Below are 12981 nucleotides of genomic sequence, written 5' to 3' on the forward strand. Positions count from 1 at the left end.
AAGAACGCCAAGAAGGCCGGCATGTTCGGAGCGACGTCGACTTTCCTCGGCGGTCTCGGTAATGCCATGAAGGGCGGCGGCATCGGCTCGCCCCTATCGCTCAACGGTTCATAGCGCATGCCTCGCATCACACGGGTCGAGCCGACCGTCGCTTACCAGCCGAGTAACATGCCGACCGCCTCCGGTGACTGGGGCGGTCCTGGGCGTGCGCTGTCAGGTCTCGGTAATGCCATTGGCGGGCTGGCTGGTGCCGTTACGGCCGAGCGCGCCGCCGAAGACGATTACAAGGCCAAGCTCGAACTGGTCAAGTTCCAGACCACGCAGCATCAGGAATACGAGACCTACAAGAACACCTACAGCGGTGACCCGTCGCAGTTTCAATCCGGCTGGGACGCCAAGTACAACCAGGCGTGGAGCAATTTCACGCCGTCGCTGCCGCAGGACCCGAAGGTGCAGCGCTACGCCGGGCTGCACGGCGCCGAGTTCGGTGGCCGGTTGTCGAGCCAAGCGCAGCAGACTCAGCACCACATGGTGGGGGCGCAGAACTACGCTAACGTCGAAGCGACCATCAATGCGACGCTAGGGTCGATCGATTCTGCCGATCCAGATAGGATGGATCAGGTTCTCAGCCAGACCATCGCCGGCATCAACCAGATGATCGATCAAGCGCCTCCGGGCGTGCTGACAGACGCGCAGAAGAAGGCGATGCGAACGCAGGCCTCTGGTCTTGCCATAGCAAAGATGGAGCAGAAGTTCCGCGACGCCAAGATCGATCCCATGCCGGCTCTGCAAGGCACGGTCAACCGTTGGCTCAATGATCCAAACCTGCAATCTCCACAGCCATATGGTGGTCAGGCTGGAGTAGCGGGCGGCTTCAATGCGCCGCTGGAAAACCGCATCATCGAGGGTCAGAGCGGGGCGGTGCGGTCGAAGCCGATTTCCGGCGACTTGCGCGGCGTGCTCAACAGGGCGGCAAACGATGCCGGCGTGACGGTCGAGGTTTATTCCGGAGGTCAGGACGAGGCCGGACCAAACCGCACCGGATCGCGCCGGCACGATCATGGCAACGCCGCCGACCTCAAGCTCTACACGGTGACGGACGGCAAGAAGGCATTGGTTGATTTCACGACGCCGGCAGGCGAGGCAATCTATCGCAAGTTCGTATCGTCGGCCGTGTCGGCGGGGGCGACTGGGATTGGTGCCGATGTTGGCTATATGGGATCATCTTCGATCCATGTCGGATTTGGCAATCAGGCGACGTGGGGTGCGGGAGGACGCGGGGCAAGCGCTCCGGCTTGGTTGCGCGAAGCCTATGAGTCGGGCCAGCGCGTGTCACAACCGGCTGGTGGCGACGATATCGGCGCCCCGAAAGGAACATCCCCAGAGACGATCAATGCAGTCAAGATGGTGGCTGGCAATATCGGGGCTGATCCGCGAGCCATCGCAGGCGTGTTCTCGGTCGAAAGTCAGGGGTGGAACGGAGCCCGCACCGGAAAATATCGCGGTGTTTCACAGGTTGGGCCTGACACACTGGCGGAAATGGGCGTTTTGGAAGCCCAATACGATCGCATGAGCCAGGCCGAGCAGGCCGCGTTCTATGGCAAGTGGCTCGAGCACTACAAGTTCAAGGACAAGATGGCGTCGGCTGGGATCGACTTCGCGCGTCTTCCTCCGACGCGGCAGGCTGCGATTCTGCAAGCGTTTCAGTTTGCGCCTAATGGCGACTGGGTCAAGCGCCTCGGAAGCGGAGACGACCGAACTCCGGTGACAGACACGCGACAAGCGCGTGCGCTCGGATCGACATCGATTGCGGACATGGAGCGGCATTTCTCCAAGTCTGTCCCCGCAGAGTCCAGGCAGCCATCCTCACAGCCTGTGCCGATGGCGCAGCGCGCCATGACCGCCGGTCATCCCGCCGGCAAGGACAATACCATTTCGGCCGAGCGCTACGATCCGCGTCCCAACGAGAGCGGCGTCCCGCGCGATCTAGAGCGCGAGCATTACCGACTGACAGGTGACGACACCAGCAAGGCCAAGCAGCTGCGTGAGATCATCGCATCGGGACGGCAGAACATCGTCCACCAGCTCGATGCCGATGGCAACGATGTCGTGGCTGTCAAGAAGGGTGACAAGCCGTCGTGGAGCATGAATGCCGTCACCAAGGACGCGCAGGGCAATGTCGGCAACGCGCTCGACAAGGGTGATGCGTTCTCGGGTCCAAAGTGGGCCAAGGACATCGTTGCCGATCTCAAGGCTGGCAAGCCGGTGCAGGTCGCCGATGCTTCTGGTGGTCTGCCGACTGCCGGGGCAACCCCAGGCTCTGGAGATACCACCATCGGAGCGCATGGCGTCACGCCGGATCTCTTGCAGCGAATGCGCCCATCGGTGCAATCGGAAATGATGCAGAGCCTTTCCACACATTGGAAGGCGTGGGAAGGATTGCAGAACGCATGGGTGAAGGACATCGAGGGCCGGGCTAGGTCGGCCCTCGATGTCGCCCAATCCGGCTATGAACCCAAGGCTAGCGATCTTGCTGTGCTCAAGGCCATGATCGACCGTAGCCCGGATGTGGCGCGCAAGTACGGCCTTGATCAGATCATGGGCATGATCGAAACCACGGTCGCCAAGCAGCAGACCGTTCGCCAAATGACCCCGATGGCCATCGAGGGTGCGATCCAGCGCATGGATGGGATCATGGCAACGGGCGGGGCCTCGCCGCAGATGATCGAGGAGAAGAAGACCCTCGAAAAGAGTCTGGCCACGATGCGGAAGGAGATCGACGACGATCCGATTTCGTGGGCCGCCAAGGCCAAGATTCCCATCAGCCTGCCCATGCCATCCCTGGAGCCTGGAGCCAGGGCCGGATTCGAGGCGCCGTGGACGGTGGCCAATGCAACGCCGATAAACTTTGGCTCCCAGGACGTCGTATCGCAACTCAGAATGCGCGGCGATATCGCGCGCGGGGTAGGCGACTATTACAACCAGCCGCCGCAGTTCTTCACCAAGGTCGAACGCGAGATGTTGAAGGACGTCTTCCGCGGCGGCGGAGCCCAGATGCTGCAGGTTCTCGGCAAGATTCATGAAGGGCTTGGATCGGACGCCGTTCTGGCCATGAAGGAATTTGCCAAGGACGCGCCGGAAGCGGCGATGATGGGTAAGCTGATGGCCGAGGGTGGCGACGCCAAGCTTCTCGAGGATGCCGCTAAGGGTTTGCATCTGCGCGTTGCGGAAGGTGACAAGTTCATTTCGCGCGTCGACAAGAAAATCACCGAACCTGACGTGTCGGCCCTGATTCCGGCACTATCTCGGACGCCCGGCCTGATCGACCCGGCCATCCGGATGGCGAACGCCGTCTATGAATATCGGCACCGCTACTTGGGCAAGGATGCCTTTGACTCAACGCTCTACACCGACACATTGAAAGAAGTTCTGGGCCAGAGCAAAGACAAGGATGGCAACATTTACGGTGGCGTCGGCAAGCATGGAACCTGGTGGAAGTCGAGCGTCATCGTCGTTCCGCCCAATGTGCGTCAGGACAAGTTTGATGATGTTGTTGGCGCCATTCGTGACGTTGATCTCAAGACGCTCGGGTCGCCGCGCCATGGCGATGGCACGCCTCTTGTGGCAGCCGAAGTGCGTCAGGCCAAATGGGAGAGCGTCGGCAACGGTCGCTATGGTATCGTGCTTGGCACGAATTCTGCCGGCGAAGCGCTTTACGCCTGGGACACGGAGAGGAACCGACCCTTCGTGCTCGACCTCAGTCTGATCATGCCGGGGCTCAAGAAGCGGGCTCCTGGGGCTTTCCGGCCTTGATCCGCATGTATGCGGCGCGACCAGCACGTCCACCACGGATAGGCGCGCGTTCCAAAGTATAGGCAAATCAGAAAGCCAATCACAGGGGTCTCCTTGGAAGACATCGAATGGGGCAGAGCTGTCCCGAGCAAAGGACCGCCGGTTACTGCTGGTGACGTCTATGCCAGCGCGATCGAGGATTCGCGCCGCGTTTCCAATATCAACGCGCGTGACGAGAACCTGTTCGATGCTTACGAGGATGTCAACGGTCGGATCAAGCGTGCCACGGGCAAGGACGTTGCCAACCCGTTCGGGTTCAATGCGCCCGTAACGCCGGTCGCGACCGGCGGCTATGGATACAGCCGCTTCCCAAAACAGAAGGACCCGGTTGCGGAATGGCGACGCACCATTGCCGACATCAAGGGCAAACATCCCGATGCGATGCCGTGGGATGGCGTCGAAGATGAACCGGATAGGATCGCCAACGAGCGAATGCGCGCGACGCGCGAAGCCACGACCGAATTGCATGAAAGGACCGGCCTCGTCGAAGGGGACAAGATCCCGTACATCGGCAAAGTTCCCGTGGTGCGATCCGTGGCGGCGCTTGGCGCCAACCTGGCAACACAACCGCAACTGACGGCGGCAGAGTTTGCCGGCGGCTTGCGCGGACAGTTCTACAGCCCCATTGATACGCTTTCGAACCTTGCCGGCTTCGGCGCCGGCAAGGCGACGGTTTCCATCGTCAAAGCGGCGATGAAGAACGCCGTCACCAACGCGGGTATTCAGGCCCCGCTTTCTGGCCTTAAACAATCAGACTACAAACAGGCTGGGTTGCCCCATGGTTGGGATGTCTGGCTATCGGAAGTCGAGGGGGCGGCCGGGACTGGGTTCTTCCTTGACAGCAGCATTCGGGGTCCGGGACGCGCGGCCATCAAGGCATTCGGGCACGATACGCCGGCCGGCACCACGTTGTCGCGCAACACCGAGCGTGGCGGCTGGCTGTTCGACGCTACCGATAAGCTTGAACTGCCATCCGCTCCCACCTCGCGACCACCGGTCGATGCCGAGACGGTCAAGAAAGCCATGGCCAATGACGTGGCAGCGGTGCGCGAGGTGGCAGAAAAAACTGGCGCCATCGAAGATCCGGCCGTCAAGGGCGCCATCCATTACGCCGAGACGACGGGACCTGTCGACAACGCCACGGTAGCGTTTTTCCGCGCGGCGCAGATCGACGACGGAGAAGGGCTTCGAGTTCTGCAGGCGGCCATGAACGGCAGCGATCATGTGCGGATACCGGTCGAGGTCGCCCAGGCTAAGACGCCGCTGATGCGCGACGAGGCCGCAGTTTTGCTATCCGACAAGGCACCACAAATCGTGACGTCGCTGTCCGGACTCGATGCCAGGACCGGGCGTTTGATTCAGGATGGGCTGGACGCGGGCCTGCCGGAAATCGTCAAGGCCGTGCAGGCTCATCTTGCCCATCCGGGCGACCTCGGCAAAGCCATGACCAGGATCGCCGAAGACATGGGCGGGCCGCAGAAACTGGCCGATCAGGTGACGATCCACAGTGGCCACGGTGGCATTCTCGCAGTGGCCGAGGCCATGCGCCGATCGCCGGAACTCGTCGACGGCAACGTTTCCCTGAGAACGGATTTCATGTTCGGAGCGCGGGCCATTGTCCAGCTCGATGACGCGGCGTTCGCCCGTGTCATGCGCGGGGACATCACGCCATCGGTGGCCGCCCTCGTGTCCGATATGGTGCCCCCTGAGATGCAGGATCGCGTCATGGGCGATCTGGCGAAGGCTGGCATCAGGGATGCCGCGGCGGCACGCGAGGCGATCCCCGCCCTGATCCCGATCGCCAAAAGCGACTCTCCCATCGATAGAGGGGCCAGCATCAAGGCTCCTAACGACGCTGCCGCCAAGGCGCAGACAGCCCGCCTCGAAGTCGCGCACGCCGAATCTGTGGCGGAGGCCATGGCGCCGATCGAGGCCCGACGCCAGGTCGAGGTCAAGATCGAGACCCTGAAAGGCGAAATCGCCAAGCTCGAAGAGCGGCAGGATGCGGAGATTGGAAAGCCGCTGCCGGAGGCGAAGGCGGAACCGGAGACGGCACCAAATCCTGTTGTTGAGGCCGTCAGTCAAATCGGTGATGCGGTCGGGGTCGACGTGCGCCCGCTGCTGGAGACGCCGGAGCAACGTCCGGCAGCCAAGCCTTCGGCGACACAGGAATTGATCGCCAAGCGGAGCGAGATCGACGCGGCTGTCGTGGAAAAGGCCAGTCTCGACGCGGAGATCGACGGCAAGCCGGACCCGTCACCTCTTTACCGCATGGTCATGGAGAGTGCCGCACTACAGCGCGCCATGGATGTCCGCCGGGCCGTCGACGATGCACTTCGACTGGCACAGCGGATGCTGCCTCCAGGCACCAAGGTCGATGTTGTCGGCCGCGAGATGTTCGATCCCGTAACCGGGTCTCTGATCGATGCCTTCTCTGACATCAAGACCGGAGACGTGACACTGGCGACCTATGCCCTCAATCCGGCAGCCAGGATCGGACACGAAGGTGTTCACACACTCGTCACGCGCGGTCTTGTTTCTCCGCAGGAGATCCGGCTTCTGGCCGACATGGCGCGGAGGACGGACGTCGGATTCGACGAGGCGAAGTATCGCGAGGCGTACAAGGATCGCGCCAGCCTCGACGCTTTGATTGAGGAAGAGGCGGCGGCGCATTTGATCGAGGCGGTGATCAAGCGCAAGGTTAATGTCGACACGCCAACCGGAACCATCGCACGTATCAAGACGATGCTGCAGAGGGTCAAGAACGCCCTGAACGGGTATGGGTTCCAGACGGCGGATGATCTGGCTCGAGCGATCGTCAACGGCGACGTCGCGCAACGTCAGGCCCTGGCGAAGTTCATGCGCGCCATCGACCAAGGTGATGCCGGGCGGCGCGAAAATAAAGTCGGCACCATGTTCGCGCTGTCGCAAGGGCCGGGCCGAGCCATGGACCCGATCGACCCTGTGCAGGCCAAGGCCGTTCTACTGCAAGACTTCGGTTTTCGTAGCGTCAAGACCAAGGGCGGCGATAATGTCGCCGTCGATGCCGTGCGCGCGGCCCGTCTCATCAGCGAGGTGACTGGGGTCGACGCCGCGAGTATGGGGCGCGTGCTAAATTTGCGGTTGCGCAGCACGCGCGGCAGCACGAACGCAGGGTCCTTCCGCGGCTTCGGCCGATGGCTCGGTGGGACGGTGCGTCTCGACGCGAACTCGTCGACAGGGTCTGTGGCCGTGCACGAGTTCGCCCACGCCATCGATCAGGCGGCCCGCAACCAGCGCGTCGGCATCGGAATGGCGACGGAGAAGCCCAACCCGATTGACAGGCTGTTTCTTGCGTCGACCATGGTTCCTGTCGTCAACATCGTGACCACCCCTGTCATGGTGGCGGCGAAGCTCATCGACAGATACGCGTTCCGTGGCCGGATGCTGGCTGACCGCATGCGCAAAAATTATCCTTGGATGACGCCAAGAGTGGCGCAAGGGTTCGCCGACCTGGCTGCCGTTCTCGATCAAGGCAAGGACGCCGCGCAAGGTCGTGGCGATGCACCGAAGACTGCCGAGGACGCCGCCTTCCTGACGATGACGAGGACAGGCGAGGCAAAAGAAAAAGCCTGGAGCACATACAGGGACGCGAAGGCAGCAGCGGGTGACGTCTATCCTTATCCCCCCGAAGTCGACGCTGCATTGGCGAAGGTCGAAAAAGCCATCGACGATCACGCCGCCGCCTCCAAGGCATGGGCGCAGTGGACGGATAAACGGCTGCAGCCAGAAACTGTATTCGAGGGGTCCCTGAATGCCGACGGCGGCCAGAACGGCCACTATTATTCGCAGCCGTCAGAAATGTTCGCTCGCGCATTCGAGGTCTATGTGCGTGACAAGGCAGAGCGGATCTATACGCCGTCACAGGTGACGGCGATGCTCGGCAAAGATAGCGTCGGGCCGGAATACGCCCGGCGGGGTGGATCGCAGCGTGAGGCGATCGGCACGGCATTAGACAAAATTTTCGATGGTATCCGCGCCAACGTGGCCGCTATCGCAGCGGGAGACAAGCCGGATACCGGCACGCTCTTCGCTCTGCGGGATGCCGAGACCGGACGCTCGATGCGTGAGGACCTCGACGCGCTCGGCTACTACTCCGGTGCGCTGAGGGCAGCAAAGGCACTGCGCCAGTCCAAAGGCACGCCGGAGCAGATGCTGGCGATGCTGCAAAAGAAAGGGGCAAAGAAAGCCGAGATCGAGGCGACGGGGCTGGATAAGGCGCTGCAAGGCAAGACGTCCGTGACCAAGGACGAGATCATAGCATACCTGGAAGAGAACCGGGTGGGGCTTAATGAGGTTGTGCGCGGTAGGAAGCAGGCGCTAACACCAGAGCAGAACGCGGAAGCCTACGCGCGCGATGCTGGCTATTCGTCGATAGACGATGCAGCAGAAGCTGCTGGAGTATCGCGTGAGCAATTCATAGCTACCGCCGATACAGGATATGAGAGCGACGCCAAATGGCAATCCTACTCCCTCGACCCATCGAACCCGACCTACCGGGAGACGGTGCTGCACATCGCGCCTGAAAAGCGTGGCGGGATTGACCTGACCGACTTCGAGACGGGCGTTGATCGTGGTCCATCGACCGACCCGCGTGCGGGTCCTGTATTCCAGTCCGGCCACTTCCCCGAGCCGAACATCACCGGACACATGATGACGAGCATGACCCGGCACGAGGGTAAGCCGGTCTACACCATCGACCAAATCCAATCGGATTGGGGACAGAAGCTCAGGGACGGAGGCGTCAGGGACGAGCGAGGTCGCAAGGCGCGCAAAGCCGTTGTAGATTCGCTCCGCAAGCCAAGTTGATACATGGAGAAATGAGTATGGTGGCGTTTTCGATCGCCCGTTCAAATCCTGAAAGCAAGTCGGGCCATGACAAAATAGCTGACTGGATACTGTCGGCTGACGAATACGCCGAGGGAGAGTACCGCCGGCTGTTGGCTGAACTAGACGCTGCCGAAGCCGCCGCTCCAGGCCATCCCCTCGTCAACACTACCGACCAGTGGACAACAACGACGCTCCGCCGCGCCCTGCGGCAAGCGGTCGAGGCCGATGCCGACTATATCGCCATTCCACATGGCGACACGGTTCTTTCCTACAACCCTGGTGACGAGCACGGCATGCGCTCATTCTACGGCGACCGTGGTAGTGAAGGCATCGTGCCCAAGAATTTGCGCAAGATTTTGTCGCGCATCGACAAGGACGGAACGGCTCCGGTCAAGGTCGCAACGCTTGAAACGCCGTCTGGCGAGCGTGGATACCGACCAGACAATCAAGGTGGGTTCGATCGCGATCAGACTGGGTTCACGGTGTTCCCGCTCTCCGACAAGGTCAAGGCTGCGGTAGTCGATGAAGGGCAAGCCATGTTCGCCATCCGCGACGACCGCCATGGAACGCAAGGCTTGGATATGACCCAGAACGCACCACCGCCGGAGCCCCCGCCTCCCCTCCACACCGAGGTCGCCGTGCTTGATCGCATGTCGCGCATGACCGAACTCGTGATGGCATGCAGGTAACGCCATGACAGGAATCGCCAAGTGCATCGAAGCCGCCATCAAGCACGGACTGATCGACGACAAGGAGGGAGAGCACCTCAAGAAGCGTTACGATGAGATTGCCAAGTCCGTGGCTTCGCACGAAAAGGCAAAGGAGATGCTTGCTGCCGAGATTGGTGCCGAGGCTGCTGAGCGCAAGCGACGCGCCTTGCTCATGGAGAGCCGACGCAAGGCCATCATCGAAACGCTCGACGGCTATCGCAACCTCAAGGGTGAGGCGGACATGGCCGAGGCATGGCTGCACCTGCACGAAGACCTCGGGCGCCGGGGCAGCTTCATTCAGGATGCCGAAGGTCGACGCGAAGTGATCAAGCGCGAGGCCATCGCCGCGCTGTCCGACATGATCCGCGAGTTCCGGCGTGGCGTCATCACCGGAGATTTGCGCCGTGTGCGTCAGGACGTGCAAGCATCGATGCGCAACGTGGTGCGCGAGCTGTTCGGAGAAGACTCGTCAGACCCCAAGGCAAAGGCCATGGCGGAGGCATGGATGAAAGTGTCGGAACAGTTGCGGGTCCGCTTCAACGAAGCCGGTGGCGGAATAGGCAAGCTGGAGCGCTGGGGTCTTCCGCAAGGACATTCTATGGACGCGCTTCTCGACTACGGGCGCGCCAAGTGGATCGCCTACATGATCCAGGACGACGTCCTGGATCGCGAGCGCACTGTTAACCCACTGTCAGGACGCCGCCTGACTGACGCTGAGTTGAAAGAAACCCTGGGTGTGGTGTGGGATCGCATTACATCCGACGGCTGGTCAGACAGGGAGATCGACACGGCGTCCATGGGTGGCGTCAGTGTCGGACGCGGGGCCCTCTGGTCGCAGCATGCCGATCACCGCTTCCTGCACTTCAAGAGTGCCGATGCTTGGTTTAATTATGCCCAGTCGTTCGGCAACCCGGACCCGTTCGCGGCCATAATGGGCCACATTGAGCGCATGGCGCGCGACATTGCCCATATGGAAACGTTTGGGCCCAACCCCAACGTGACGCGGGCTTATTTCTCAGCCTATCTCCGGTCGAAGGCGGCAACCATGCAGCCTGTCGAGTCCGTCATCGCCGAGCAGACGGCGACTCTAAAAGCGCTTGGCGATAAACTGTCAAAGCAGGACCCGGAGTTTGCCGCCACAACCGACCGCATCGGCGCGGTTCATGGCGAACTTTCCGCACTGCGCAGCCGCAAACGTTCGCCGCTGCTGTCCGGCCATGAATCTGACCGTGTCAAGAGCAAGATAGCAAGGCTTGAAGCCGAACTGATGGCTCTAGGAAAAAAAAGCGGCCCCCTATTGGGATGATCCGTCTCTGCAGAGTCTCGATGATCAGGCGGTTGCCAAGGAGATCAGCGACCTCCTTGAGGAGATGCGCGATCCGGTCGTATTCTCCAACACCAAGCGGCCGATGGACTACCTGACGAAGGTGCTCGACAAGGCGGATGGACGCTGGGAATTGATGCGAGGAAGTCTCACTCCCGTCGACCGGTCGTTTGCCAACGTCATGCAATCGGTTCGCAACGTCATCTCGTCATCGTCACTCGGGTCGGCGTGGCTATCGTCGCTCTCTGATCCCGCCTTCGGGCAGGATATGCGCTTGCGCTTCGGCATGGGGATCGGCCGCTCCAACGTCGCCCGCGTCATGGCCTTGACCATGACGGAGATGGTGACCATGAGCAAACGCGACACCGCGGTGCGCTCCATGCTCGGCCTTGATGCTGCGTTGCAGACGTTGCACCGTACCGCCAAAGAGAACCGTAGTTTTGATGCGAGGGCGTGGACTGGATTCATCGCCGATCGTGTCCTTACCTATGGGATGCTGACACCATGGACGCAAGCCGGAAAAATCGTCGCTGGCCTCGACCTCATGGGATTCCTGCACGACATCAAGGACAAGGCATTCGCAGACCTGCCGAAGGCGACACAGAGAGCCCTTGAGTCGCACGGCTTCGATGCCACGTCCTGGGATGCGATCCGCGTCGCCGACGCTTGGGAGCCGAAGACGGGCGCACGTTATTTGCGACCGCAGGAGATCGAGGCCGTTGCTGGGCGCGAGATGGCAGAGCGCTATCTTGGCATGGTGTTGCGCGAGGTGCGTTATGCGGTTCCAGAAAGCTTCGTTGCCGCCCGCGCCGTTACCGGGGGTAAGATGCGGCCCGGAACCGTCAGCGGCGAGCTGTGGCGTTCCATGGCTCAGTTCAAGGGCTTCGGCGTGGCCGTCATCATGTTGCAGGCCAATCGCATCGCCCGCGAACTCTTGGCCGGGGATCGATCGGCTTACGGGTCTACGGCCACCCTACTGCTGACATCGACCATTCTCGGGGCCTTTGCCATGGCGACCAAGGACATCAAGGACGGTCGCGACCCGCGCAAGATGCTCGATGAGAAAACGTATCTCGATCCATCGTTCTGGGGCGCATCGTTCCTGCAGGCTGGTGGTCTCGGAATCTATGGCGACTTCCTGTTCTCCAACACCGGACGCGGCGGGACATCGCTGACCAAGACTATGGGCGGCCCCCTGGTCGATCGTGTCGACAATCTTCTTGGTCTCACCATGGGTAACTTCCTGCAACGGGTACGGGGCGAGAAGACCAACGCTGGGCGAGAACTCTCCCGCGCCATCCGTACCAACACGCCGGGCGCAAACCTGCTTTGGACCAACCTCATCTTCCAGCGTGTCCTTATGGACAAGCTTCAGAAGCTCATGGACCCTGAAGCCTATGTTGCATTCCGCCGGCAGATGATGGTGCGTCAGAAAGACTATCACCAGGAATACTGGTGGCCTCCGGGCGAAAATGTTCCACGCCGCCCCCCTGATCTGTCGCGGTCATTCCAGACCCGCTGACATCCGTTCCGCATCGTTCCGCGTTTCGTGCCGTCGCGTTCCATCGCCGACGAAGGATCAGCCATGACCGTCACAACATCCTATACGCCACTCGCTTACGCCTGGACATTGAGCAATCAAGAACTTCCCGTCACGTGGCCGTTTCTGATCGGAACTTTGGTCGTGACGGCAGTGTCGAGCGCTGGAATAGCGACCGCCAAGACCGAGGGGACAGACTACACGGTCAGCGGTGGAACGGATTCAAATGGTCTCCCGCAGACGGGTGCCGTGACCATGATCGGTTCTGCCGTCTCTGGCTCGACCCTTGTCGTTGCGCGCGCAACGACTGTCACGCAGCAAACCGAGTGGATCGAGCATGGGCCATTTCCGGCCAAGGCTGTCGAGGCCGCTTTCGACAAGAGCGTCCTGATGGTCCAGGAGATCGACGATGGCGCGCTGCGCAAGTCGAGTGATGGAACCTATTGGGACGCCGGGTCCGTACCAGTTCGCTCGAGCGCCACGCCGAGCAACAATGCCGACCTGGTTCCGCTCGGATACGCGACCGCCAACTACGGCGCGGCAGCGCTCATGGTGGACCTTAGGTCTGTTCTCGACGAATACGATCCTGGAGCTCTCAACGCACTGGCCTATCAGTACGAGACGCGCGCCTCGGTCGAGGCGGTCACGGTCCCGATCCTGGTCAACCATATTCATGTCTCTGGGTT

Annotated in this window: 6 protein-coding genes; all 6 read left to right on the forward strand. The window is 61.4% G+C overall.

Annotation, left to right across the window (positions count from 1 at the left end; genetic code table 11):
• Positions 1–168: 168 nt before the first annotated feature.
• Positions 169–3813: a hypothetical protein gene (locus tag IPM06_20725; protein MBK8772835.1), complete on the forward strand. Its 3645-nt coding sequence runs from the start codon at positions 169–171 to the stop codon at positions 3811–3813.
• Between the two features lie 93 nt (positions 3814–3906).
• The gene (locus tag IPM06_20730; protein MBK8772836.1) at positions 3907–8700 is read left to right on the forward strand and encodes a hypothetical protein; all 4794 of its coding nucleotides are present in this window, start codon (positions 3907–3909) and stop codon (positions 8698–8700) included.
• A gap of 17 nt (positions 8701–8717) precedes the next feature.
• Positions 8718–9410 carry a hypothetical protein gene (locus tag IPM06_20735; protein MBK8772837.1) on the forward strand — a complete coding sequence of 231 codons (693 nt, stop codon included), beginning with the start codon at positions 8718–8720 and terminating at the stop codon, positions 9408–9410.
• Between the two features lie 4 nt (positions 9411–9414).
• Positions 9415–10737, forward strand: a complete 1323-nt coding sequence (locus IPM06_20740) for a hypothetical protein (GenBank protein ID MBK8772838.1) — start codon at positions 9415–9417, stop codon at positions 10735–10737.
• A gap of 64 nt (positions 10738–10801) precedes the next feature.
• Positions 10802–12277: a hypothetical protein gene (locus IPM06_20745; protein MBK8772839.1), complete on the forward strand. Its 1476-nt coding sequence runs from the start codon at positions 10802–10804 to the stop codon at positions 12275–12277.
• Between the two features lie 27 nt (positions 12278–12304).
• Positions 12305–12981, forward strand: a 677-nt coding sequence (locus tag IPM06_20750; GenBank protein ID MBK8772840.1) for a hypothetical protein, incomplete at its 3' end; no start/stop codon positions are given.

Source organism: Hyphomicrobiales bacterium (assembly GCA_016710435.1).
Lineage (GTDB): Bacteria > Pseudomonadota > Alphaproteobacteria > Rhizobiales > Aestuariivirgaceae > Aestuariivirga.